The following is a 26,818-nucleotide window of genomic DNA, read 5'->3' on the forward strand; positions in this document are numbered from 1 at the left end:
GTCTTAACCACACCAATGACAATAACCCTATCACCCCTAAACCACCGATCGAACCGCCTCCACCGCCACTTGATTCTTTATTGGTATTTTTAGCAGTATTTTTAAAGTAGATCATCGCAGATTTAGACTCTTCAGCCTCAGCATCATAAATTACATATTCAATCTCATAGGGGAATGGGCTGAAATTATTGCGCACTTCAACTTCAATATTACCGCCATAACATACATATTTCTCATACTCTCCAGGACACGGTCCTGTACGCTCTGGTTTAATATTGATACCTGCATCTTGACGAACAATACGAATTGCAAGATTTTCACCATTAGCATCTTGGTAAAATGCTGGTCGCTGATATTCTGAAGCCACAGTGCTAACAGGGCCATCACCGTCATCACTATCATTGGAAAGTGGGTTTATATTTAATTTTAATGTTCCACCGTAATTCAATGTGTATTCGTCTGTTTTGGCAATTGGTTGAATATTGCTAAATTCAGCTTTTAAAATTCCTGACGATGTTGCCTGTGTTGACTTACTCTGAACAGTATATTGACAATAGACATATTCAGAACTATTGGTAGGTTGACCATCTGTTCGATAAATCATGATTTGTTTTAAATCATCTTTCCATTCACAACGCAATGTTGGATCAGCCCTGAGTTTAGAAGTATCAAGGACACCGCCTGTAGCACTGAGTGTTCCAACACCCAAAACCTTAGTTTCAATAATCGCATAATTATCTGTATTGGGTTCTTTTAAAGCTGATGTTCCATCAGCAGAATTAATCACAGCTTCATCTTGAAGTATAAAAAGGAATGGATCGACATAAATCGCACGGTATTTTTGATCAGTTTTTGTCGCGGATAAAAGTGCTTTATAGCGTTGTAACTCCTCATTAAACTCAACTAGAAAGTCAGGGTTAGTATTTTTATTGGCAATTAAATCTTCTAATTCCTTAATATTATCTTCATAAGCTTGTAGACGCTCTACATGTGAGGTGTTTTTCAAATCAGTAATGTCTGCCGCCGCCAAGCGACGAAGTTCAACAGAACCAATATCGCAACTATTGGCATCTTCTGGAGCCAACATCAAGGTTCCATCAACAATACGATCTAAGCCACGCTGATCACTACTATTACAGTCTAATTTGCTGTTGGTATCTAACAAATCAATACCTCCCCCATTGACTTTCGGGAAGTACATTTGTCGAAATAAATTATACTTTGATGGTTCAGTTAATGAACTCAGTAAGCTAGACATAGCAACATTTTTAACATCAATATTGGTATCAACCGAATTACTTACAACCCTTGCACCTTCAGCGAACTCACACTGGCTTGTACTTGTATCAAAAGCGTTATAAGCAACTGTCACACCAGCATCATACTTATCCGACAAAGTCTGTGATCCTAAATAACGGCACGACTTGTATTGGTTATATGCAAGCACATTGTAATATAAAGATTTATCACCAGAATCATCATAATCCAGAACACCTGCTGCACTATTTTCCACAATGGTATTGTTTGAAAGGATAAAACTACTTTCTAGACTTAAATTATGTTCACGAGTATTGATGGCATAAATAATACTTCCGTTTGTAGGACTCGCAATGTTTTTTGCCACAGTATTATTACTCATGGCAACTTTAGGATTCCCGCAGAAGTCAAATGCACTGAGACTCGATGTCAGTCCATTCGCAATAAAACTACTCGCCCTAAATTCTAGATTAGCCTTCACATCCAAAAGACCTGCATTGCACTGCATTGCAAGAATACTACCAACATTCGCCTGATTACCCTGCAACACACTGTTATTAACAGACAGTTGATGTTCCCCTGATCCAACTAAATATAATGCCCCACCTTTCTTAGCAGATTTTGAGTTTAAAATCTGACTATTGTTGAGGGTTAATGCTCCACCAATAAGCAGAGCCCCACCTTCATCTGATGAGTAACCATTTTCTAAAACTACATTTTCAAGTGTTAGACTACTCTGTGTGATGGTGTTAAATAAACGTGATTTCCCAGCCGCATCAATTCGTGAAGTCAACTCACCTAGTGCTGGATACTTAAAACTAATTGGGCTTTTCTCACGATCTAAATATGGACTTTTTCCTAAAATCACAACCTTAGATTCAGGTATGATTTCTTTATCCAACTTATATGTACCAGCCTTTAATTGAATATAATCTGTCTGACCAGAACCTGTATTTCCAGCTGTGCAGCCCCCATAAGCCTTGTTGAGACTCGCTGTTTTAATTGCCTCACGGAGTGAGCATTGATCCATGTTCACATTATCTTCATCTTCAAATGTATTGACATAAATAGTCTTATCTTCCGCTGCAATTAGAGCCATGCTCGCGACCACCACGGCTCCTAACAGTCCTTTCTTAAAATATTTCATGTTTGGCCTTTTCTTTTTATTTTCGACGCAGCAAAATTAATGCAAACAACCCGAGTAAGCTAAGAATTCCGGTGCTTCCTCCAGAGGTTTTAATTTTGTCACTTTCCATATGATTTTGTGGTTCTTGCACAATTTGAACATTCACTTCAATGAACGGAACATGCTCATCAAAGCGTGTTGTTGTGGTCACAAGTTGCAATCTAAAAATATCTGCACCATGCCATGATCCATTTGGCGTATAGGTGATATTCCCTTGCTCATCAATAACAACTTTGCCCTTGGAAACAGTTTGAGTCTGCTGTACACGCATACAACCCGGTTGCCATTCTTCACCATTAGGCGCTTTGACTGAGTTGAACAAGGTCGCACATTCAGTTTTAGACAATAAATCACTATCCCCTAGCAAATCTGCAACTGAAAGCTTAGCAACTTGGCCAGAGATTAAATCCTGACCAATCAGACTAATGCTGGTAGGGACTTCAATTTCAATTGCGCCTCGGTCACAGAAAGTATTATTACTATTCCTGTTTACGCCTCGTTGATCAGAGCTTTCACAACCAATCAGAGTATCGGTTGAGTTCACAACTACTTTACCTTTATTCACAATTGGTGAATCTAGCCAATGCATTTGACTCATTAAGATACGTGGGCGTATATAACCTAAAAATTTTTGATTAGGTACCTTATACGGACACAGTAAGCTATCCCCATCTTCAGACAGCGTCTTACAATCGCCAACAACATCATTGCCTGCAATCAGAGGACCCGACCAAAACTCATTGGGATAGTAATTTACACCACTTCCACAATCCTCTTGTGTAACAAGATTATTCTGAAGTACGGCTTTAGCAACATTTCCAGCACAGTTTTCTGCAATTGTATTTTCAATGTTGCCAAGTACAATACTATTCGCCAAATAAGCCATGTTTGCAGTGGCATCAAAGTAAATACCTTTACTATTGCCAACGACAGTTAAATTGTTCAAAGCCATACCATCACGAACATTGACGACATAGCCCGTATTTTTGACAAAGGTACTACTGACAAGACGTGATGTTAATGTCAATAAGGTAGAATCTTCGTTAACAGTCGCATTATTTAAAGAATAAATATTGGCACTTGTACTGTTTGTTGTTTTATTTTCTTTGAAAACAGAATTAGATATGCGAAAAGAAGGTGCACCACCATATAATATTGCCCCTTGTAGCGCTTGGTTCTTCTCGACCAGACTCGAACGAATCTCTACTATGCTTCGACTTATCCCATCAGCCAGCAAGGTTGCAACATTATAAATAGCACCGCCTTGCTCAGCAAAACCACCTGTTAATTTGACATATTCTAGACTTAAATATTCATTATTATAAATTAGCCCGCCCTGCCCAATACCACACTCCTGTTCACAGCCTTGTAAACTTACTTCTTTTAAATTCACACGAATTAAAGCGCTTTGATCATTATCAACTCGTAAAATATTATCTTGTCCATTCATTTTTAAAATGGCATTACTTACACCCTGAACAATTTCATCTCCAACAGAACTATCGTATGTAGTTCTCAGCGTCATATCTTTTTTTATACTTAAGTGATTGTTTAGTAAATATGTTTTATTTTTTTCAAGCAAAATTGTTGAAATAGCATCTTTACCACCACAACCATAATATCCAGCTTCTGGCATGTCTTGATTAATATATTCGATAGCTTCGCGAAGTGAACATTCCGTGTCATTTTTGACAATATCTGCAGTGGTCGTGACCTTAATATTGTCTGAGTAGGCATGACTCGCCATGAATAGCGTAGCTACACCTATGCTCTTCTTGAGCATAACGATCTCCTTGCTTTTTATTTTATCTTTTCTTTTTATTCTTAGGTTGCATAATCCCTGCAACACCTAACAATTTTCCGTACTCTGTCACAGCTCGAACAATTTCTCAAGTAATATTATGATTTACCGATATTCGTCAATCAACGCATAAATCTGTCTTAAGTTTGCATTACTTAATTTGGTTTTCTCTCCCTTCAATAACTGAATCAACTGTTCCAAGCTTTGTAATAATATCGAGGTTTGATGCGGACCATGTGCAAGTAAATAATCAATAATTTGTTGATCCATATGAATCCCACGACGTGAAAGAACTGACATCACCAGTGTCGATCGGTCAGCATACAAACTACCATTTGGGACTTTCACACTCACCGCTTGGGTTAAACGTGACTGCAAATCAGGTAACTCAAGTTTTAACTCAATGGGAGCAACCCGGGAAGAGAACACCAACTGTCCACCTTCTTCATTGTTATAGTTGATTAGATGGAAAACTGCTTTTTGCCAATGTGGTACTCCACTAATGGCTTCAATATCATCTAAAGCGACCAGATCAAAACGTTCTAAAGAGGTAATTGCTTCAGTCGGAGCATCAAGCAACTCAAGCAATGAAACTTGAATTGCTGTTTTTCCAATTTCCAGATAGGAATCGCAAATTGCTGAGAGCAAATGACTTTTCCCTGAACCTGCACCACCATAGACATAGAAACGATTCATTAAACCCGCATGTAACTGACGAATTGCATCTATAACATGCCCCCACCCTGGCCCAGAAAAATCACTGATCCGAGCATCGAGTTGAGGTTCAATATCTAATTGCAATTGACGCATAGGGGGGTATTTGTCCTAAAGTTCTTTATGGTCGACTTGATCAATCTTACTTGAATTTTCAGATGCTTGCTGATCTTTTACCATCCGATTTTTTAATTCAATATCAACTTCAACCTGATCAGTTTCAATGCTAATTGAACCTGTTGTCGAATCTTGTGAAATAAGTGCTGGTGCTCCATACATAGGGCTATTTTCGTAAAACTCACGTGCATGTCTCAATAAAACCACAATCACAGCAGCTACAGGCAATGCAATCAACATCCCCAAAATTCCGCCCAACTGAGCACCTGCTAGAACCGCAAATACAACTGCCACTGGAGACAGTCCAATTTTATCGCCTAGCAAGAACGGTTGCAGGATATAGCCTTCTACAGCTTGACCAATCATAAAGACCACACCAACTAGCAGTAGCTGCATCCAGTCAATACCAAATTGGAATAAGCTTGCAATAACAGCCGCAATAATGCCAACAGCAAAACCTAAATAAGGAATAATACTACATAGGCCTGCGACCATACCGATAATTAAACCGACCTCAAGCCCAATAAGCTGTAAACCAACAGCATAGACCACACCCAAAAGCACCATCACCAAGAACTGACCTTTAACAAAAGCACCCAGTACGCTATGGCACTCTCTAACGATGACAAGTGTCCTTTGCTCGTAGGCTTTTGGAATCAGGCGACGGAAACTATCCAGCATGCGATCCCAATCTAATAGAAAATAGAATGCAATAATCGGAATCAGAACCACCGTACCGCCAATTTGAATAAAGTTCAAACCAGATTGCGCCAATTTAGCAATCATCGCTTGAATGCTGTCTGCACTATAATTGGTTTGTACGTATTCCATAATAGCCGCTGAAATTTGATCAACATCCAATTCCATAGGAACTAAATTAAAGCTGTCTGAAAGCCAAGGGAGGAATTTATAATTTGCCCAATGTATACCTGAAGGAATACTATTTTTGGCATACATTAACTGTTCCCAAATCAACGGAACCAAATACCAAAATGCTAATGTAATGACAACGCCAATACCGATAAAAACAGCACTGATAGATAGCCAACGCGGTAAACCAATTTTATGCAGTTTATCGACTAATGGGCTAAACAGATAAGCGACTAAAAATGCACCAATAAAAGGTAAAACGACAGGTTTGAGTAAATACAACACCCAGAGAATAAGTGCTATACCTGCCAAAATAAAGAAACGCTTCAGTGTACGATCTTGCATGCAATCTCGCCTTTTTCAGATTTAATCGTTATTGAGAAAAATATTTTAGTAAAGATAACATTTTAGCGCAGAAATAACATATGTGTTTCGTATATTCAGGTATAATCGCCCCGCGAATGCGGAGACTTCATTATGAGCAACTCAACTTCTACCCCAAACACTGGTTTAAGCTACAAAGATGCAGGTGTCGACATTGAAGCGGGCGACGCGTTAGTCGATCGTATTAAATCTGTCGCGAAGCGTACTACTCGTCCTGAAGTAATGGGCGGACTAGGTGGCTTCGGTGCACTTTGTAAAATCCCTAAAGGTTATGAAGAACCTGTTCTCGTATCAGGCACAGACGGTGTTGGTACAAAATTACGTTTAGCATTGAATTTGAACCGTCATGACACAATTGGTCAAGACTTGGTTGCAATGTGTGTAAACGATCTTCTTGTCTGTGGCGCTGAGCCATTATTCTTCCTTGACTACTACGCAACAGGTCATCTAAATGTTGATGTTGCAGCAAATGTAGTCACTGGTATTGGTGCAGGCTGTGAACTTGCTGGTTGTGCATTGGTTGGCGGTGAAACTGCTGAAATGCCTGGCATGTATGAAGGCGAAGATTATGACTTAGCCGGTTTCTGCGTAGGCGTGGTTGAGCAAAGCAAAATTATTGATGGCTCTAAAGTTAAAGCAGGTAATGTTTTAGTTGGTGTTGCATCTTCAGGTGCACACTCAAACGGTTACTCTCTACTTCGTAAAATCTTAGATGTTAAGAATATTGATTTAACTCAAATTGTTGATGGCCGTCCACTTGCCGATGCGGCAATGGAACCAACTCGTATTTATGTGAAGCCTATTCTTCAACTTTTAAAAGAAGTTGATGTTCATGCAATGGCACATATTACAGGTGGCGGTTTACCTGGTAACTTACCGCGCGTATTACCAAATGGTGCTCAAGCTGTTGTCAATGAAGCATCTTGGGAATGGCCAGAATTGTTTAAACTTCTTCAACGTGAAGGTGGTGTTGAACAGTTTGAAATGTATCGCACATTTAACTGTGGCGTAGGTATGGTTTTAGTTGTCGATGCTGCTGACGCTGACAAAACAGTTAAATTACTGAATGAGCTTGGCGAAAAAGCATTCACCATGGGTCATATTGTAGACAATGCTGAGTCAGTTGAAGGCGCAGACGAAAAAATCCGTGTCGTTTTCGCTTAATTCATATGATTAAAATTGCTGTTTTGGTTTCAGGAAATGGATCAAACCTTCAGGCTTTGATTGATGCCAACCTTTCAGGAAAAATTGTAGGCGTTATTTCCAACAAACCTGAAGCCTATGCGCTACAGCGTGCTGGAAATGCAAGTATTGCAACAGCAGTGATTGAACACAAACAATATCCAAATCGTGAAGCTTTTGATGATGTTATGCATCAACAATTGCTCGATTGGGATGTTGATCTCGTGGTTCTTGCTGGCTTTATGCGTATTTTAAGTGAGAAATTTGTTAGTGCTTGGGAAGGGAAAATGATTAACATTCACCCTTCTCTTCTGCCGTATTACAAAGGGATGCATACTCATCAGCGCGTACTGAATACTGGTGATCAACTACATGGCTGTACCGTGCACTATGTGACGGCTGAACTTGATGCAGGTCAGGCTTTAGCACAAGGCGTTCTGAAAGTGAATGTACATGATAATGCCGATTCACTAGCAAGCCGAGTACATGTGCTTGAACATGTCATTTACCCGCAAGTGGTGGAATGGATTTGTACAGGTACAATTCAGCATACAGAAAAGGCTGTGTTATATCGTGGTCAAATCATGCATGAACCTGTGCAATTTGCCAAGTTTCCATAAATTTTAAGATTAAAAAAACGCATCCTCGGATGCGTTTTTTTTATGATGATTTCTAATGCTTTTCTAACAACTGATTAATTAATGGATTGATTTTCGATTCATTACTTTTATATTTCGTTGGATTTAACAACCCACCTGCATGTAATTTATATTCAGCAAAACCGAGCAATTGATCATCTTTATAAAGCCTTAATTCCGCTCTAGTTAATACCATTGAAAAATCCCACTTTTGATAAGCCACATATTTCAAGACATAAACACATTCTAAAGGTTTAGTCCGATCATAAATTTGAGTTGAGATATGACGCGCTTCCAGACCATTTATAAGAATATTTTCAAAGTTAACCACAATAACTTGAGGATTATGTTCAATACAAATATGCGTTAAATCACGTTTATCAATATTATTCAAATGAGAGACTTGAGTGCTTGTGCATCCCAGTAACGGAAGTATGAAAAATAAAGAATAAATGGCTTTCTGCATTTATAATCCAAAAAATTACGCTGTTGAAATGAGCCTTTTAATGAGTGTCACCGTTTCTTGTGGTTTTTCCAATGGAAACATATGGCTTCCCTCAACCACTTGATAAGGTATTCCGAATTTCTTTTTCACCATTTGTGGAAAACCTGGACCAATAAATGGCCCTTTCTCAGCGATCAATAAATGCATGGGAACTTTTGGCTGAGCCTGTGGTAACCACCACAATGATGGATTTGTTCTAAAGATATGAACTTCATCCATCTTTGAAATGCTAAGCTCCACACCTCCACGCACACGATCTTCAGTTAACCCATGGTCGATATATGCTTGAAAGCAATCAGGATCAAAGTCTTTATAAAAACCTTTAGCGCCTAACAATTCTGCAGCCTGTTCACGGCTTTCCCAGTGATCTCTGCGTCGCAGTGATAATGCGGCTGGAGACATATTATCCACCACTTTGAGCCCCAGCATCTTCGCAAAGTGTAATGCAAACGAAGCTTTGCCCATAATTAATGGTGGATCAATCATAATGACTTGTTCAAACAATTCAGGACGCTGTAATGCGGCCTGAAAAGTAAGCACTGAACCTAAAGAGTGACCTAAACCAATCACCTTGCGCCCTTGTGCCTGCCGAACAATACTATCAATCACTTGTTGAGTTAAGCTTTTCCAATGGTTATCAATCGGATAGCTTTTATCTGGTCCCAATAGAGGCACATAAATCACATCGTACTGATCCGAGAGTAAGTCAAATAATTTCTGATAGACTTTTCCGGGCACGCCATTGGCGTGCGCAAAATGAATTAAAGGTTTCATTGTAACTTTGTCGTCTGTTCAGTTTGCATTTGGTTTGACAGTGATGACGCAAAACCTGCCCCCATAGACGCACCTAAACGCCCTAAAACAGAATCAAGTGGACTATGTACGACAGTATAATCCATTGCTTTATCTGTATTTAACTCACGTTTTAAAGTATGTAAGTTACCAATACGATCAGCAATGCCGAGTTTTACTGCCTGATCACCAGTCCAGAAAAGACCTGAAAAGAGCGCTGGATCATTCGATTTTAACTTTTTACCACGACCTTGTTTAACAGCATTAATAAAATGCTCATGTACATTATCAAGTACAGCTTGGACATGTGCGCGCTGCGCAGGATTAACAGGTTGGGTCATAGATAGCAAGGCTTTGTTTTGACCAGATGTCATGGTGCGGTCTTCAACACCCAGTTTTTGCATCAAGCCGGTTACACCATAGTTCGGCATAATCACACCTATTGAACCGACCAAACTTGATGGATTCACCAGAATCTCATCCGCAGCTGACGCAATATAATATGCACCTGACGCACCAGTATCACCAATCACTGCATACAACTTTTTGTCGCTATGTGTTTTCTTTAGGTATTGGATTTCTTGCCAAATTTCATCAGACTGAACAGGTGAACCACCTGGTGAATTAATATTTAAAACCACTGCTTGGCTTTGCTTATTTTCAAATGCTTTCTTTAATGATTTAATCGTGTCATTACTGTTCACGCTTTGCTCGTCTGCGGCAATTGTGCCCACAATATCAACCACAGCAATATGCTTTGATGCTGTTGCATCCGTACCACTGGTCGAACAACTCTTGGTCATCGCAATTAAAATAAACAAAAGATAGGCAAAAGTCAGAAACTTGAAAAAGATCCCCCAACGACGTGCACGACGTTGTTCTTCAACGGAAGCTAAAACCGCTTTTTCTAAAAGCTTCCATTCATTCCCTGTTGGCTGTTCGTGTGCAGGTTGTTGTTTAGGCATTTCATTTTCTGGTTTTGGTGGCCAATCGGACATATAACAATCCAAACTTGAATAAAATTGCCCTCATTATATACACTGATTTATACAAAACTGTCGAAACCATTCATTTTATCTTATAATATTTTTTGTTTTTATCCACGTACACTATATCGACTCTAAAGAATGACTAAACCACAAGAACAGAACTCGACTTATCGTCTACTCCGTTTTGCAAGTAAACAACCCATTAAATTTTCACGTTTTTTTGCTAGAGGTTTAGCGGGTTTAGTCAATCTTTTAAAAATTAGTAAAAATAATGATGCTCTCAGACTAAATCTACAAATTGCTTTACCTGAACTCAGTCCAGAACAGCGCGAAATGATTGCGAAACAAGCAGTACGTAATGAACTCACTACTTATTTTGAGTTTTTTAGTATTTGGGGTTCCAGTAACCAAAAAAATATTGAACGCGTTCAAAAAGTACATGGCGAACATCTACTACACGAAGCCCTTGCTGCTAAAAAAGGTGTCGTCTTGATCGTGCCACATTTTGGGACATGGGAAATTATGAACACTTATGTTGCCCAATTTACCGAAATGACCATTATGTATAAACCAGTCAAAGATCCTGGGGCTGACTTATTTGTTCGTGAAGCACGTGGTCGGGAGGGTGCTCATCTTGTTCCTACCGATGAGTCTGGAGTTCGACAAATTTTTAAGGCGCTCAAACAAGGGGGAACAACCGTGATTCTGCCCGATCATACCCCCAAACAAGGCGGGGAAATGATTCCTTATTTTGGTTTTCCCCTAGCCTCAAGTAACCTGAGCGCCAAGCTGATTCAAAAAACCAAAGCCAAAGCTTTACTGCTGTATGCCATTCGTAATGACGATGGCTTTGACATGTACATTGAAGAAATGAGTGACGCGATTTATCAAGGTAGTGCCAATGATGGTACTTTAGTGATTCATCAAGCCATTGAGAACTTAGTCCATCGCCACCCAGAACATTACCACTGGACCTATAAACGCTTCAAAGCCAATTCGAAACTTAGGCCATTGTATAATCTGCCATTTAATGAGGCAGTGCTGCGTTTAGAGCAGTTACGTTTGGAACAACAGAATCAGCCGATTGCAACCACGGTCGAGTCTGACGCTGTGTCATCAACTCAATAAGTCCTGTAGACCTCGCAGTAAAACGTATACTACCGTGCCCTGCCGTAGTCAAAAGTGGAATATTGAGTGCTTTCAAGCGTGCTTGCGTTATTCTACTCGGATGCCCATAACGATTATGAAAACCTGCTGAAGCAACCGCCAGTTTTGGTTGATAATACTTTAAAAATGCATAAGCTGAACTATGACGACTACCGTGATGCCCCAAGATCAGGACATCAACTTTTAAGTCAGGATAATCCTGCAATAATTGAAACTCGGTTTGCCAGCCAGCATCGCCCATAATCAAAAAATTCTGATAAGGCTGTACATTTTTCACCTGTATATAAACTACACAAGATAGCTCATTTTGCTGATACGGTACTTGTGCCAATTGACTGGCTTTTGGCGATAAAATTTTGATCTCAACGTGTTCAGACCAATGCCAAATCTGCCCTTGTTTACAATAATCAAAACGAGACTTGCCAGCCACATCCAATTGCTGATTGGAATAGACTTGATTGATCGACAACTCATTTTTTAATGTGGTATAGCTTCCACTATGATCTTGATCCAAATGCGTAAGTATCAATGGATCTAATTCACTCACACCTTGTTTCGATAGAAATGGCTGAATAACCTGCTTAGCAATACTAAACTTCGTTTCATCATAGTAGCCTCCGACGTCAATCATGGCATGCTGTTGATCATCCTGCATATACACCGCCTGCCCCTGACCGACATCAAGTACAATTAATTCAAAAGGATGCTGCTTTGCACTCAGCCCAAGTAACGGAAAAACACTCAATACTACCCATGTTTTGGGTAAAGTCGACTTGGGCATAAAAATAATGCTGAGTACCACAATGAGCAAAATTATCTGCCAAACGTTAAGTGCAACCGACAACAATTTGATCGGAAGCATGGCATCTAACAAGTGGAGTATGCTCAACAAAAATAGCAATACCCAATCTGCCAACTGAAACAAAAGACTACTCAGCGGTTCAAAAACATAAAAGGTAAAAGCAGCCAAAACATCCAATGACACAACCACTAAGCCAATCAAAGGAATGGCCACAAGGTTACTGATAGGACTAATCCAAGAGACTTGTTTAAAGAAAATGATCACCAAAGGCAAAAGTGCGACAAAGATTTTCCACTGCGACTCTATCAACAGTTTGAGCGCGAATATAAGTTGCTGTTGCCACGTTTGGGAGCGACTCAAATCAAGCCGAATGGTGGTTTGATAAATGCGTAAAAGTACAAAACATGCCCCATAGGACAGCCAAAAAGCAGCGGATAGAATCGAAAAAGGATCAAACAATAAAAGAAGTGATGCACTCAATAAGAGCAACGTCAAAGCCGAAATTTTCTGCCTGAGCCAAGCCAACGCTGTTAAACAGAAACAACTGAGTAAAGTCCGCAGTGCAGGAATCTCAAAACCAACAAAGGCACAATACAGCAATACGCAGAAACAAAATGGTAGTAACAATGCATAAGGTCGTGGGATTTTTAGAAAAATCTGTGGCCAATAACGATTCAGTATCTTTTGTAAGAGCCAGCAAAACATCACAGCAAAGATGAGTACATGCGGTCCTGAAATTGCCAACAAATGACTAATACCAAAACGTTGAAAGAATATTGTTGTTTCTTTATCTAAGAAACTTTCATCCCCTGTCAGGAGCGCTAAAATTAAGCCCTTATGACTTAAGGGCTGTATATAAATAAAGTTGCGTATCTTTAAACGCTGTCGCTCTATAGCTAACTGGAGTTGCTTGAAGATGGTTTGCTGCTTTCTTAAATGACTGGCATAGCCTAACCCGTAAATTTCTGCCTCAGATAAGGGTTGTATTTGCTTGAGTTTGAAACCAGACATAAGATTACGTTGCAGATACCACTGCTCAAGATCGAATACACCTTGCACTGCATAACTATGTGCAGGACGTATTTCCCCGGTCAGTCGGTAGTATTTCCCAAGTTCCAACACCGCTTGCTGATCCGATATCCTTTTTTGAAAACTTAACCACTGCACCGGTTGCTCGTGTCGGTTCAAGACCTGTATTTCTTGCTGAATGGTCTCACTACCCAGTTGGTTAATCTTTGCAATATAAACAATGACTTTAGTATCTTCCACTCGGGTTTCTTTATAGGCTAGACGTTGCTGCAAAGCCGATTGCGCATAATAATATCCCGCAGTTAAAAACAACATGAAATAAATTAATCCGCATATAAACTGTAAAATAAGCGCGGGTTTATGCTTAAAAAGAAAAAACTGTAAAGGTAAAAGTCCGATGACCAAAATCAATGCTGGGTAAAAAAGATGATTTAGGATTGAGACGCTCTGCCCCATTAATGCAATTCCTAAAATCCAAGCAACAGCATATAAAAGCTTCATTTTTTATTCAGTTATTGTTTTTATTGGCGCCATAATAAAGCCCACCGAAGTGGGCTTCAATAGATAGTGGCTTTATCTCATATTTTTGTCAGCACTCAGCCTAATCATTGACCCAAAGACCATCTTGCATATGCAAAATAGAATCAGCCGACTGAGCCAGTTGCTCATCATGCGTCACAATCAACATCGCCATATTGAATTCCTGACGTAAATCCATCAGCAACTCAAAAATTTTACTTGCTGTTTTCCGATCTAAATTACCTGTCGGTTCATCTGCCATCATCAAGGCAGGCTTAGCCACCAATGCTCGCGCCAAGGCAACGCGTTGACGTTCCCCACCTGAAAGCTCACCTGGTTTATGGGTTAAACGATGCGTCAATCCTACACGTTCAAGCAAGTATTCAGCCTGTTTTTGCACATCTTTAAAGTTGGTGCCTTGGCGTAACATCAGCGGCATGGCCACATTTTCTAAAGCCGTAAACTCAGGCAACAGATGATGGAACTGGTAAACAAAACCTAAGTGTTGATTACGTAAATAGCCACGCTCAGCTTCATTCAAACTGTCAAAACGACTACCCTGTAAAAAAACCTGTCCAGAGCTCGGACGGTCTAAACCGCCCAATACATGTAACAACGTACTTTTACCCGAACCACTCGACCCCACAATTGAGACAAATTCGCCTGCTTTGACTTGTAGAGAGAGACCTTTAATCACTTCAACGGTCGACTTACCATCGGTAAAGTGCTTTTCAATATTTTGTGCTTCTAAAACAATTTTACTCATAGCGTAATGCCTCCGCAGGTTGGATTTTTGCAGCACGCATTGCAGGATAAATTGTTGCAAGGAAACTTAAAATTAAAGACAGGGACACAATGGTTAATACATCTTGCCATCTTAAATACGAAGGTAAGTAATTAATAAAATAAGCATCAAATAAATGAAGCCCCATTACATTGTTTAACCAACCCACCAAGCTACTAATACTTGAAGCGAAAACAATACCGAGAATCGCACCAGATACCGTACCAATCACACCAATAATCGTACCCTGAACCATAAAAATACGAGTAATAGTTGCTGGAGAAGCCCCAAGAGTTCGTAATATAGCAATATCCGATTTTTTATCGGTGACAACCATCACTAAGGACGACACAATATTAAATGCAGCCACCAAGACAATCAGGAACAGTAATAAGCTCACCATCGCTTTTTCCATTTGGATCGCACTAAATAAGTTGCCGTGAGTATAGGTCCAATTTGAGGCATAAAAACCGCTTGGCAGATCCATGACAATTTCATCTGCCACTTTCGGCGCAACAAAAATATCATCTAGTTTCAAGCGAATACCTTGTGCGCCATCAGGTAAGCGTAGCAAAGTTGATGCATCATTGAGAGCAATGTAGCCCATCATCGAATCAACCTCAGCACCAATGCTGAAAATCCCCACAATTTTGAAACGCTTAAAACGTGGTACGACACCCGCTGGTGATGGTGTTGCCTCAGGTAAAACCAAAGTCACACTGTCATTTAAGCCTAAACCTAAGGCATCGGTCATTTGTTTGCCTAAAACAATACCAAACTCACCTTTTTTGAGCTTATCAATACCCCCTTCAACCATGTGATCTTGGATAATCGAAACCTTTTTTTCATACTCAGGTTCAATTCCCGTGACCATGATTCCAGCCACTTGGCCTTGTGCAGTCAGCATCCCCTGCAATTGAGTAAAAGGTGCCACACCCGTGACATGCTCTTTTGTTTCAATTTTTTTTGCAAGTTCAGGCCAATTTGTTAAAATTTGTGTTGAAGAAACAGTGGCTTGAGGTATCATTCCAAGTACACGAGTTTTCAATTCTCGGTCAAAACCATTCATTACAGATAACACTGTAATGAGTACTGCCACACCCAGTGTCAGACCGATCATCGAAACCAGTGCAATAAAAGAAATAAAGTGGTTGCTACGCCGTGCGCGAGTATATCTCAACCCTATATACAGCGAGATTGGTTTAAACATACCATCTAGTCCGAGGTCATAATTATGGAAAGTTTACAGCATCAAAACGTTCAAACTGAACGTCGTGTGATGTCTCGAATCGACGCGGCCTTGAGAATTAACTATCAGATTATTTCTGATGATGTTGCCCTTAATGACCCTTACGATCCTAATTTTGTTTTGCCACGCTATTTTCTACTACTCGCAGAATTAGATCAATTTGATCATGCCCTAAACTACGAATTAGAACAATTATCTGAAAAAGATCAACAAATTGCTCGAATATTATCCCTATTTAATCAAAAATTAAACCTGATCACGGGATCTTTGTACGACACGATTGTACAAACCATGTTACCTAGACCTGAGCATGTCAACTTTTCAGAAAGTGGTTTAAGCTTTTACAGTGACAAGCAAATTCAAGATGGTACCTATATACATCTGACTTTGAGCCATCCTGAAAACTTCTTCCATATTGCAGCCATTGCGCAAGTGGTATATAGCAACGCAGAAGAAAATGACAAGTATCGCACGGGTGCATACTTTATTACCTTGCACCCGCAAGATCGTGCGAAACTCGCAGACTGTATTTCATTAAGCTTAGAAGATCATTAAAAAGCCAAAAACTCGGACTAGTTTGGACTTTTTAATTTTTGGGCAAGTTTTCGACTTGCCTGAAGATCTTTATAAAAATAGACAAATAAGCCAGATAGCAATACCGCTGCACCTAAGAGGACTAACATCGACAGTTTTTCGTGGTTGAGTACTGCACCAATAAATAAAGCAATCATTGGCGTCATGACTGTTGTCAATGACAACGTTGTCGGCTGAATTTTTTGTACCAAATTAAAATAACAGAACATTGCAATCAATGACGCCATAATGACGGTATAAAGTAGTGCCAAACAAGTTTTCAAATCGGGCATTTGCTGCGGTGCATACTGCCAAATAAATGGCACGATACATATTGCTGCTACGGTTGAAACCAAGATTGACCCCGTTGCTTGTGCAACAGGTTCGATATTTGCATTGACTTTTTTCACCCAGAAAATAGAGGCTGCATAAGAAAATACACTGAGTAGCATCAGCCCAATCCCAAAGGGATGCACATGCTGTGTATTTCCAGCAAGACAAATAATGGCCAATCCCACCAATGCAATACACATCCCGAGCCACTGCATTGCGCTCAAATAGGTCTTAAAGTAAAAACGTCCGATCAGCCCTGCCATAATGGGTGCTAAGCCAAACATTAAGGCAATCATGCCTGAACTAATATAATTGGTTGCGACATAGGTAAAAAACTGCGAGCCGATCAAGCTAAAAGAACCAGCTAAATAACTATGCCACGCAACTTTGTTGGTCGGGAACTGGCGCTTTAGAACCAATAACAAACAAATCGCCAAAGGTAGTGCAATAAAAAATCGCAATACCAACGCCCACAGCATATGTAAATCGGTCACACTCCACACAATCGCTAAAGGCGTTGTAGACCAAATAAAAACCAGTAATCCATAGGTTGCCATCAAATTGGCTTTAGAAGACATAATCGGCTCGATGCTAGATAGCTGTTTTACGTTTTTGCTTTTGGATGGTTTGATCTAAAGAACTGGAGAACTCTCGTTTATCTCGTTCGGAAATAGGGGGAGGACCACCTGTTTGAACACCTGCCCCACGTAAGGTATCCATAAAGTCCCGTAAATGCAGTCGCGCTTTGACATTTGCAGTGGTGTAAATTTCACCACGAGGATGAATCGCAACCCCTCCTTTTTCAATCACTTGTGCGGCAAGCGGAATATCCTGAGTAATCACAATATCGTTGGCTTGCATGCGATCAACAATTTCTTGATCAGCCGCATCTGCCCCACTCATCACCTGAATCGAATTAATACGGATGGATGGCGTAATCCCAACATTTTGGTTTGCCACGAAAGTGACTTCAAGCTGATAACGATCTGAAGCACGTAAAATCACTTCACGTAAGATTTTAGGTAATGCATCAGCATCCACCCACAGTTTAAATGGCAACACTTTGCATCCACGAACAAAAGAAACTGTCTTAGTCTAACAAACTCAGTGCGTTAGATTAATAGATAAAACCGCTCAAAATGACAGTGTTAACCATCGCCAAATACTTTTAAAGTATAATTCATCATGACTGTGGCAGGATTTAAAAGCCAAATTCAAGCCATATCTATGTGCTTTTTCATGATTCTTCAGTAAAAATATAATAAAGGACTTGAAATATAGAAATAACCCTCGATTTAATAGGGATATATCACCTCATTCAATCGTGCATATGAACAATCAAAATAGTCCTGAAATAATCACCATTGATGACCAAAACTTTGGTAGCCACGTCGAACATTGGAATTTACTCACAGATCACCCTGCACAAGATGTACCCAAATGGTTAGGTTTAGCTTTAAATGCGCCGATTATGCCAATGGGGTTGTGTCAAACTGAACAGGATATGGATGCAAACTGCTGGTTAATCCAAGGACCAAGTCAAGCTGCTGTTCAGCTTACACAAGTGATTGCAGTTGAAAATAATAAGCCTACAGCAGTAAAAACCGCATTCCCAAGTTTCAATAGCCCCTACAAAGTTCCTGTTGTGGTTGAACGTATCATCCGCTGTCAATCAAACACGCAAGCTGTTCTACGCCTAAATTTAGGCAATAACAGCATTGTGTATGCTTACGATAGTCTGTATAGCGTGAATCATGGCCAATACCAAAAAGAACAAACCTATGTTGCACAACTCAATGCATGGGCATATGAGCTAGAGGCTGTTGCAGAACATGAACAACTTGTCGTTGATGATCCCGCATCCATTAAACACCATCGCGCACTAAACGATATTTTAGCAGCAAACAATGGTATTGCCCCTGCCAACCTCCAAGAGCAAATCGACGCATGGGAACCAAAGTCAGATGACGATAAAGAACCTGTGACTGTAGATTTTTCAAAGATGGTTGCCTATTTATATGGTGAAAAGATTGGTCAGGAAGATGAAGCATGGTTTCAAGGCAATATTGTGGGTAAAACTAGTATGCAATTCATGGAGCAAGACTACACGTTGCTTGACGTTGCCTTAATTCATGAAGAAGACCAAGCTGCAACCTTGATCCGTATTGCCACTAAAAACCCAACTTATGCACAGTTCAATATTGGGCAATACATCCGTGGTAACATTTGGATTCAAGCCAACATTTATTCATCAAATCAATAATTTAAACAAAAATCCAACTCAGATTGCAAAGCAATTTGTATCGACTGAGTTGGATTTTTTTATTTTTATAGCTCACTTTTATTTTAATTTAAATTCATTTGTATAAAACTTATCCACATTTTATATTAATTCCATCTATTTTAAATTCATTTTAAAACCCATTTATCCACAGTTTTAAATTCATTATTTTTATTTAATTTATATATTCAAAACTTATGAGTTTTATGACTTTCATATAGTTAGCTCTTGCCAGAAGCAGACTTTGATATAATTTGTGGATAAAACTAAAAAAATTAATAATGATGTATAATCGGCTTTGATTATTTTTATTTAGTACTTTATTTAATCATTTTTTTATGTTAAAAATATAAACATGCAATAGGATTTAAACGATAATTAAATCGGAATAAAACTTCCATGAAAATTATGCAAGAAGAAAATATACAGCATGTTGAACATCAATTAGAAAAGCGCTATCAGCTTGATGCTTATTCGTGCATGTTCTTTGTGTTAGGCATGATGATTTCTGCCTACTTCTTACATCAATTCATTTTGTAATTGATGTGACCTTCGCAGCCCCATTCAAGAAGCCAACGATTGTTGGTTTTTTTACGTCTAAAATAGCCAAAACAAAGCCATCTAAACTTTTTTTCTTCTACCGCGCTTAGCTGTGTGGTCTTTTATGCGCTTTATATAATATTGTTCAGTAAATATTTGCCCAAAATACTCAACAGGCTGTTCACTCATATAAACAAAACCATATTGCTCATACAATTTTTTTGCAGCCTGATATGGTTGCTCAAGCCACGTTTCCACCGCCTGAAAGTCATGTAACTCACAAAATTGCATTGCATGTGACATGAGCCGTTGACCTATGCCCTGTCCGCGCCAAATATCATCCACCATCAACCACCGAAGTTGAGCATTGGCATTGCCTAAGTTTTCTGCATCAATCGCAACACAGCCCACAATACGATTTTGATGTAAGGCAAACCAAATTTCATTACGCGCCTGATCTAAGCGACCAATAAAATCAGCTAACTCGCATGCAAACTGAATTTCAATCACATCATGTGATGTGCTATTCATTCGATAAAACTGGCGCAACATATCAATCAGCCGGGCAACACAGCCTGTTTGATAGCCAGAGACAATTTGAATATTGGTAGTATGTATTGCAGTTGCTGAGATGCGAAAGTTTTTCAGTGTTTCAAGATACAGGGCTAAACCCTGCAAAATCAGTTGCTGTCCATGTTCATCTAAATTTTGCAATGCCGCACTGATCTGACTTTGATCAGCTCTATGAATATGGTGAACTGTACTGAGCCCCTGCTCAGTTAAGCAAACTAACTTGACACGTCCATCTTCGCTACTACTGAATTCCTCAATTTCACCCGTTTGTTTTAACTTGGCTAACATTCGGCTCACACTTGATTTGTCCAAACCCAAGTGTTCCACCAAAGAAACTGCACTCAGTTGCCCTTGTTGCTCTAAACAAAGTAAACATTGCACTGACGATGATGACAATACTTGATCTAAACCATTCTGTAGACGACCATACTCACGAACCAATTGCTGAGTAGACTGACGAATGTGATCAATTGGACTAATCGGCGTTCGACTCATAACGTTAGCCAACTTTAGTGTACATATCCAGCATATTTACATACTCATAAAAACTAAACAATAGATAAAAAAATATTTTAGATATAAAAAAACCTGCGAGCCTAAACTCGCAGGTTTTTGAAAAATATTATAAAAATTAGAACAACCGATTCATACCGTTTAAAGTTGCAACCCGGTAAGCTTCCGCCATAGTTGGATAGTTGAATGTGGTTTCCACAAAATATTTGATGGTATTATTTGGACTATTCATCACAGCTTGACCAATGTGAATAATTTCCGAAGCGTTGTTACCGAAGCAATGTACACCCAGCACTTCCAAAGTTTCTCGGTGGAACAGAATTTTCAATTCACCCACCGTGTCACCCGTAATTTGTGCACGTGCCAAGTGACGGAATGAAGCCTGACCCACTTCATACGGAATTTTTTCTTCAGTTAACTCTTGTTCAGTTTTACCAATCGAAGAAATTTCTGGAATGGTATAAATCCCTGTCGGAATATCAACAACAGGTTCAACGCCTTCCTCACCGCTCATATTTGCACCCGCACAACGACCTTGGTCGTATGCAGCAGAAGCCAGTGAAGGCCAGCCAATCACATCACCTGCAGCATAAATATTTTCTACTTCGGTTTGGTACTGATCATTCACCGTAATCTGACCACGACTGTTTGGTGTAATGCCAACATTTTCCAAACCTAAGCCATCCGTATTTCCAGAGCGGCCGTTACACCATAAAATGGCATCGGCTTTAATTTTCTTACCGCTTTGCAAATGCAGTACCACGTGATCATCATAGGTTTCAAGATGATCAATCTGCTCATTATGGCGAATCAAAACACCTTGTTGGCGTAAGTGATAAGATAACGCATCTGAAATTTCATCATCAAGATAACTCAGCAGTTTGTGCTGTGTGTTTATCAAGTCAACTTTGTGATCTAGCCCAATAAAAATAGACGCGTATTCACAACCAATGACACCTGCACCATAAATAATGATTTTTTGGATGGAATAATCAAGATCTAAAATTTTGTCTGAATCGAATACACGCGGATGGTTAAAATCAAGCGCCGCAGGACGATATGGACGACTACCCGTTGCAATTACGATTTGTTTACATAGGATCGTTTCTTTAATGCCTTCAGGGCTAAACACTAAAACTGTATTTTGGTCTTGGACATAGGCGCGACCATGGAAAATATCAATTTTGTTACGGTCATAAAAACGTGAATGCGTATCTACTTGTTGTTGAATCACTTTATGTGCATTTTGAAGCACTTGCTTCATGGTAAACTGACGCCAGTCGCCCATTTTTTTAAACATTGGATCACGACGATAGCGAATAATGCTCGATACCGTTTGACGTAAAGCCTTACTTGGAATGGTCCCCACGTGGGTACAGTTACCACCGAGCTGCTCACGTACATCCACAATCGCAACACGCTTTCCAGATTTGGCAAGTTTCATTGCCGCGCCTTCACCCGCAGGGCCTGAACCTAGAACGACCGCATCGTACTTAACGAAAGTTCCACCAACGACCTCTTTTTTACGTGGCATTCAACGCTCCTTCTTCAAAAAACTTATTACTTATCTTGGGCATATTATGACGTAATTGCAGGCAATTTGCTGTATTTAGCTTACATATATTAAGTGATAACCACATTTAGTAAATGAATAGTATTTCTGCCCTATCAATTCGCATTTCCGCTATACTAAGAACTGCTATTTTTAGCATCTCCCCCGTCAAAAACAGTGGAATAGTTGAATATGTCTGAAAACCGTAAACCTGAGCAGGGTATCAAACTTCGTGGCGCAGAAAAGGTCGCGCGTATACCTGTAAAAGTTATTCCTACGGTTGAAACGCCACGCAAGCCGGATTGGATTCGCGTTAAAATGGCAGCACCCGAAGAAGTGCAACGCATTAAATCAACCCTACGTGAACAAAAACTACATACCGTTTGTGAAGAAGCAGCATGTCCAAACCTACCTGAATGTTTTGGTGGGGGTACTGCAACCTTTATGATTATGGGTGACATTTGTACACGTCGTTGTCCTTTCTGCGACGTGGCACATGGCCGTCCAAATGCACTTGATGCAGACGAACCACGTCACATGGCTGAAACGATTTCAAACTTAGGTCTAAAATATGCCGTGATCACTTCTGTAGACCGTGATGACTTACTTGACGGTGGTGCACAACACTTTGTTGATTGTATTAAAGAAGCACGTGCATTAAGCCCGAATACTTTACTTGAGATTTTAGTCCCTGACTTCCGTGGTCGTATGGACATTGCGCTTCGCATTATGACCGAGTGTCCACCTGATGTTTTCAACCACAACATTGAAACGGTGCCACGTTTATACAAAGCAATGCGTCCAGGTTCAGACTACCAACACTCTTTAAATCTGTTGAAAATGTTTAAAGAATACTGCCCTGACGTTCCAACCAAATGTGGTTTGATGGTCGGTATTGGTGAAACTGAAGAAGAAGTCATTTCACTTTTAGATGACTTGCATGCACACGGCGTTGACTATGTAACGATTGGTCAGTATTTACAGCCTTCAAAAGAGCATGCGCCGATTGACCGCTTTGTTACACCAGAAGAATTTGAACGTTACACTGCACATGGTCAAAAGCTAGGCTTTAGAAATATTTGGGCAGCACCAATGGTTCGCTCAAGTTACTTCGCTGACCGTCAATACTATGGCGAACCTGTACCAGCAGTACGTCGCAAAGTAGACCCTGCGAAAAAGATTGCCGTTCAAACGATTGAAGCTTAATTTGCTGTGATGTTAAACAGTTAAATGCAAAAATTAAAAGCCCTCATATGAGGGCTTTTTTTATTACAGACTTCGTTCTTTATATTTTTCAATTACGTATTCATACATTTCTAACACAGTCATTGCTCAAAAAACGCCCTAAGCTAATTCAAAGTCTAAAATAATTGTATTGCTACACATCAAATCAAATTCATTTTTATTACACCTTTTCAGTCTACGTTTTGCCTTATTTTCCGTGAAATTTTATAAAACGTATGACTCACCTCACGGTGTAAACAACGGGAGGTTTCAATGGGTTTCATTTTCGCCATTCTGCTTTTAATCTGTACCCTCTGGGCTGTTTTTTATTTTGAAGTCAGTCGCCTTATTGGTGCTGCAATGGTTATTTTTGCATCCCTCTTCACTGCTATTTTTATTAATCCGTGGTCACTACTTCTAGGTCTACCCTTAATTATTCTCAGCCTGATTGTGGTTATTGATCCATTACGCAAGTCCTTAATCACGCAACCTGCCTATAAAGCTTTAGCCAAAGCCATGCCGAGTATGAGCAGTACCGAACGCGAAGCATTGGATGCAGGCACCAGTTGGTGGGAAAAAGAATTATTTATGGGTGCGCCTGACTGGAAAAAATTTGATGGTTATGTCTACCCAACTTTGTCTGCTGAGGAGCAATCCTTCTTAGATCATGAAGTTGAACACCTTTGCGGTTTACTCAATGAATGGGAAATTCATCACCACTTAAAAGATCTTCCTGTTGAAGCATGGCAATACATCAAAGAACAAGGCTTTTTGGGTTTAATTATTCCCAAAGAATACGGTGGTCGTGCGTTTAGCTCCTTTGCCCAAAGTCGCATCATGAGCAAAATCTCTTCACGTTCACTGACTACTGCCGTCAGTTGTATGGTGCCCAACTCTCTAGGTCCAGGTGAATTGCTTTTACATTATGGAACTGAGGAACAAAAACAACGCTATCTACCGGGACTCGCCAAAGGTGAAGAAATCCCCTGCTTTGGTTTAACCAGTCCCGAGGCTGGTTCAGACGCAGGAGCAATACCTGATACAGGCGTGGTCTGTTATGGCATGTTTGAAGGCCGAGAAATACTCGGTTTACGTATGAACTTTTCAAAACGCTGGATTACTCTGGCACCTATTGCAACTGTGATTGGTCTCGCTTTTAAACTTTATGACCCTGATGGACTCTTAGGCGATGCAAGCAAAACTGAATACGGTATCACCTGCGCCTTATTACCTGCCAGCCATGTAGGTGTCCAAGTCGGTGCACGCCATAATCCTGGTTCTCCTTTTATGAATGGAACGGTCGATGGACAAGATGTTTTTATCCCACTCGATTGGATTATTGGTGGGGTAGAAAATGCAGGTAAAGGTTGGCGCATGCTGATGGAGTGCTTAGCCGTAGGTCGCGGTATTTCCCTACCTGCGCTCTCCACTGCTTCTGCTGAAATGGCCTATTTAAGCATCGGTGCTTTTGCCAAAGTCCGCCAACAGTTTAAAATTTCTGTGGGACATTTTGAAGGTGTGCAAGAAGCCACCAGTGATATTGCCAGCGGTGCGTATATGTTAGAAGCTTTTCGCTATATGGTGACCTGTGGTTTAAATGAAGGTGGAAAACCTGCTGTAATGACAGCTATGGCCAAATACTATGCCACTGAAACCATGCGTAAAATTGTCAATCACGGCATGGATGTCGTTGGTGGACGGGCTGTGCAAATGGGGCCACGCAATTTTTTAGCACTGAATTATCAAGCCATCCCCATTTCGATTACTGTTGAAGGGGCCAATATTTTAAGCCGTTCTTTAATGATCTTTGGTCAAGGCTCTATGCGCTGTCATCCTTATTTATATGAAGAGCTGCAACTCCTTCAAGCAGAAGATACAAAAACCGCTTTAGCGCCTTTCGACACGCTACTTTTTAAACATTTGGCTTATACCTTTAACCGAACAGCACGTTCATTCAGTTATGGCATATTCGGTGGTCCTTCAGATGCTTCCGCACAGACAGATGATTTCTCACGTCCTTTTTACAAAACCATTAACCGTTTCAGTGCCAACTTCGCTTTAACCGCAGACCTTTGTTTAGGCTTACTTGCAGGTGATATTAAGCGCAAAGAAATGCTTTCAGGGCGTTTAGCCGACATTCATGCTTATTTATTTATCGCGACTGCTATTTTGAAGTTTTATGAAAAAGGACAACGTAGTGAGGTGGAACAACAACATGCTCAATTGGCTTTAGAAAAAGCATTTGTGCAAATTCAGGATGCATTTGATGGACTATTTGCAAACTTTCCTATACGAGCCGTAGCTTGCGTAGTCAAGTTCATCTGTTTCCCTTTTGGTCGTGTTGCCCAACAACCAAGTGACCAGCTAAAAACGCAATTAGGACTTGCCATCATGGAAAATAACCCGTTCCGTGAACAACTGAAACAGCATGTTTTTTACAATACCGATCCCGATGATGTCTTTGGGCGTATGGAAAATGCGTTCCAAGCAGCATTAAAGATTGATCCGCTGTGGACGAAGTTTAAAAAAGCAGAGTCCAAAGAACAATTTGAAGGCTTAGATTTTGAATCACATATTCAACATGCGCTTGAAACAGGATTCATCAGCTCTGAGGAAGCGGATCAGTTGCTTCATTACAACACTCAACGCTTCGATAGTATGCTCACCGATATTTTCGACCATGAGCTTGAACAAACACTCTCTTTAAATAACCCCTACCACACCAAAATTTCAGATATTAGACTCTAATCGTCTTATTGGTTTTATGGAATTGCTAAAAAATAAAAGTTCGTTTACGGGCTTTTATTTTATTCATACCAAGATAAACTTAACCGTAAAGGACAGCTTTAAATCCAGTACACATTTAAACGGTAATAGAACTCTTCCACTTCCAAACGGACTTGATATCCCAATTGGGTGAGTTCTGCTGAAAAACGGCGAATATCCTGTAAAGGTAAATGCTTTGGTAGCACTGTAAATACCGCAGTATTTCCCTGTTTGGCACTTTCTTCAATCAATGAGGCCAAACGTAATTTGTAGATCTCAATATCTAAATACGCTTGGTTAGACATAATTTTTGCTTGTTCAGCATTAATAAAAGCAGCCATTCCTTTCCTCGAATTACATCATTGTATAGGCAATGAAAATAACGCAGAAACAAATACTCAATCAGATGATTTAGTAACGCCATGTAGCCTTTTCGGCTAAAAAAAATCTTCAAAATTTAATAAATTTAATATTCTTC

23 protein-coding genes are annotated in these 26,818 nt (G+C 39.9%); 8 read left to right on the plus strand and 15 right to left on the minus strand.

The features are described 5' to 3' along the window. The 4 genes from GBI16_RS13745 to cxpE form a co-directional block, all read right to left on the minus strand. A partial coding sequence (locus tag GBI16_RS13745) for a CSLREA domain-containing protein (RefSeq protein WP_151707264.1) occupies positions 1–2,404 on the minus strand: 2,404 nt, incomplete at its 3' end. A gap of 16 nt (positions 2,405–2,420) precedes the next feature. Then, positions 2,421–4,226 (minus strand): rhombotarget A, encoded by a 1,806-nt coding sequence (rbtA, locus tag GBI16_RS13750; RefSeq protein WP_086208294.1) that lies wholly within the window; start codon positions 4,224–4,226, stop codon positions 2,421–2,423. Between the two features lie 123 nt (positions 4,227–4,349). Beyond that, positions 4,350–5,054, minus strand: a complete 705-nt coding sequence (gene hda / locus GBI16_RS13755; RefSeq protein WP_086208295.1) for a DnaA regulatory inactivator Hda — start codon at positions 5,052–5,054, stop codon at positions 4,350–4,352. Between the two features lie 15 nt (positions 5,055–5,069). Next, positions 5,070–6,290: a chloramphenicol efflux transporter CxpE gene (gene cxpE, locus GBI16_RS13760; protein WP_086208296.1), complete on the minus strand. Its 1,221-nt coding sequence runs from the start codon at positions 6,288–6,290 to the stop codon at positions 5,070–5,072. A 132-nt stretch (positions 6,291–6,422) separates the two neighbouring features. Here cxpE and purM point away from each other — a divergent pair, with 132 nt between their 5' ends. Together purM and purN are read left to right on the plus strand one after the other, a co-directional pair. Further along, complete coding sequence (gene purM, locus GBI16_RS13765) at positions 6,423–7,493, plus strand: phosphoribosylformylglycinamidine cyclo-ligase (protein WP_086208297.1); 1,071 nt, start codon at positions 6,423–6,425, stop codon at positions 7,491–7,493. Between the two features lie 5 nt (positions 7,494–7,498). After that, the gene (gene purN / locus GBI16_RS13770) at positions 7,499–8,131 is read left to right on the plus strand and encodes a phosphoribosylglycinamide formyltransferase (RefSeq protein WP_086208298.1); all 633 of its coding nucleotides are present in this window, start codon (positions 7,499–7,501) and stop codon (positions 8,129–8,131) included. 52 nt (positions 8,132–8,183) lie between these two features. Here purN and GBI16_RS13775 read toward each other — a convergent pair whose 3' ends face one another. From GBI16_RS13775 to sppA, 3 genes are read right to left on the minus strand one after another with little or no spacing between them, the layout of a single operon-like run. After that, positions 8,184–8,615: an Sbal_3080 family lipoprotein gene (locus GBI16_RS13775; protein WP_086208299.1), complete on the minus strand. Its 432-nt coding sequence runs from the start codon at positions 8,613–8,615 to the stop codon at positions 8,184–8,186. 15 nt (positions 8,616–8,630) lie between these two features. Next, positions 8,631–9,428, minus strand: a complete 798-nt coding sequence (locus tag GBI16_RS13780; RefSeq protein ID WP_086208300.1) for an alpha/beta fold hydrolase — start codon at positions 9,426–9,428, stop codon at positions 8,631–8,633. Further along, complete coding sequence (sppA, locus tag GBI16_RS13785; protein WP_086208301.1) at positions 9,425–10,444, minus strand: signal peptide peptidase SppA; 1,020 nt, start codon at positions 10,442–10,444, stop codon at positions 9,425–9,427. The genes GBI16_RS13780 and sppA overlap by 4 nt, the downstream gene beginning before the upstream one ends. 129 nt (positions 10,445–10,573) lie before the next feature. Here sppA and GBI16_RS13790 point away from each other — a divergent pair, with 129 nt between their 5' ends. Further along, positions 10,574–11,563, plus strand: coding sequence for a lysophospholipid acyltransferase family protein (locus GBI16_RS13790; RefSeq protein ID WP_086208302.1), 990 nt, complete (start codon positions 10,574–10,576; stop codon positions 11,561–11,563). Here GBI16_RS13790 and GBI16_RS13795 read toward each other — a convergent pair. From GBI16_RS13795 to GBI16_RS13805, 3 genes are all read right to left on the minus strand, one after another. Next, positions 11,463–13,934 carry a DNA internalization-related competence protein ComEC/Rec2 gene (locus GBI16_RS13795; protein ID WP_151707265.1) on the minus strand — a complete coding sequence of 824 codons (2,472 nt, stop codon included), beginning with the start codon at positions 13,932–13,934 and terminating at the stop codon, positions 11,463–11,465. The genes GBI16_RS13790 and GBI16_RS13795 overlap by 101 nt on opposite strands. Positions 13,935–14,034: 100 nt before the next feature. Next, positions 14,035–14,718 (minus strand): lipoprotein-releasing ABC transporter ATP-binding protein LolD, encoded by a 684-nt coding sequence (gene lolD, locus GBI16_RS13800; RefSeq protein WP_004693913.1) that lies wholly within the window; start codon positions 14,716–14,718, stop codon positions 14,035–14,037. Next, the gene (locus tag GBI16_RS13805) at positions 14,711–15,946 is read right to left on the minus strand and encodes a lipoprotein-releasing ABC transporter permease subunit (RefSeq protein ID WP_086208304.1); all 1,236 of its coding nucleotides are present in this window, start codon (positions 15,944–15,946) and stop codon (positions 14,711–14,713) included. The genes lolD and GBI16_RS13805 overlap by 8 nt, the downstream gene beginning before the upstream one ends. 24 nt (positions 15,947–15,970) lie before the next feature. Here GBI16_RS13805 and GBI16_RS13810 point away from each other — a divergent pair, with 24 nt between their 5' ends. Continuing rightward, positions 15,971–16,540 (plus strand): PilZ domain-containing protein, encoded by a 570-nt coding sequence (locus GBI16_RS13810; RefSeq protein WP_151707266.1) that lies wholly within the window; start codon positions 15,971–15,973, stop codon positions 16,538–16,540. A 17-nt stretch (positions 16,541–16,557) separates the two neighbouring features. Here GBI16_RS13810 and GBI16_RS13815 read toward each other — a convergent pair whose 3' ends face one another. Further along, positions 16,558–17,469 carry a DMT family transporter gene (locus GBI16_RS13815; RefSeq protein WP_086208306.1) on the minus strand — a complete coding sequence of 304 codons (912 nt, stop codon included), beginning with the start codon at positions 17,467–17,469 and terminating at the stop codon, positions 16,558–16,560. 13 nt (positions 17,470–17,482) lie between these two features. Then, positions 17,483–17,953, minus strand: coding sequence for a YaiI/YqxD family protein (locus tag GBI16_RS13820; RefSeq protein WP_086208307.1), 471 nt, complete (start codon positions 17,951–17,953; stop codon positions 17,483–17,485). 268 nt (positions 17,954–18,221) lie between these two features. Between GBI16_RS13820 and GBI16_RS13825 the strand changes: the two genes are divergently transcribed. Together GBI16_RS13825 and GBI16_RS18680 are read left to right on the plus strand one after the other, a co-directional pair. Further along, positions 18,222–19,154, plus strand: coding sequence for a hypothetical protein (locus GBI16_RS13825; protein WP_086208308.1), 933 nt, complete (start codon positions 18,222–18,224; stop codon positions 19,152–19,154). 417 nt (positions 19,155–19,571) lie between these two features. Next, the gene (locus GBI16_RS18680; protein ID WP_004693924.1) at positions 19,572–19,712 is read left to right on the plus strand and encodes a hypothetical protein; all 141 of its coding nucleotides are present in this window, start codon (positions 19,572–19,574) and stop codon (positions 19,710–19,712) included. 81 nt (positions 19,713–19,793) lie between these two features. On the opposite strand, the gene GBI16_RS13830 is transcribed toward GBI16_RS18680, so the two are convergent. Continuing rightward, positions 19,794–20,780, minus strand: a complete 987-nt coding sequence (locus GBI16_RS13830) for a bifunctional helix-turn-helix transcriptional regulator/GNAT family N-acetyltransferase (protein WP_151707267.1) — start codon at positions 20,778–20,780, stop codon at positions 19,794–19,796. 136 nt (positions 20,781–20,916) lie between these two features. Continuing rightward, complete coding sequence (gene sthA, locus GBI16_RS13835; protein WP_086208310.1) at positions 20,917–22,332, minus strand: Si-specific NAD(P)(+) transhydrogenase; 1,416 nt, start codon at positions 22,330–22,332, stop codon at positions 20,917–20,919. A 210-nt stretch (positions 22,333–22,542) separates the two neighbouring features. On the opposite strand from sthA, the gene lipA reads away from it, so the two are divergent. Together lipA and GBI16_RS13845 are read left to right on the plus strand one after the other, a co-directional pair. Continuing rightward, positions 22,543–23,556, plus strand: coding sequence for a lipoyl synthase (lipA, locus tag GBI16_RS13840; protein WP_086208311.1), 1,014 nt, complete (start codon positions 22,543–22,545; stop codon positions 23,554–23,556). Between the two features lie 291 nt (positions 23,557–23,847). Next, on the plus strand, positions 23,848–26,322 hold the full coding sequence (locus tag GBI16_RS13845) for an acyl-CoA dehydrogenase (protein WP_151707268.1): 2,475 nt from the start codon (positions 23,848–23,850) through the stop codon (positions 26,320–26,322). 98 nt (positions 26,323–26,420) lie between these two features. Here the strand turns inward: GBI16_RS13845 and GBI16_RS13850 are convergent, their stop codons facing one another. Beyond that, positions 26,421–26,681, minus strand: a complete 261-nt coding sequence (locus GBI16_RS13850) for a hypothetical protein (RefSeq protein ID WP_110974560.1) — start codon at positions 26,679–26,681, stop codon at positions 26,421–26,423. Positions 26,682–26,818 lie beyond the last annotated feature (137 nt).

This window comes from Acinetobacter sp. TUM15064 (genome assembly GCF_008980265.1).
Classification (GTDB): domain Bacteria; phylum Pseudomonadota; class Gammaproteobacteria; order Pseudomonadales; family Moraxellaceae; genus Acinetobacter.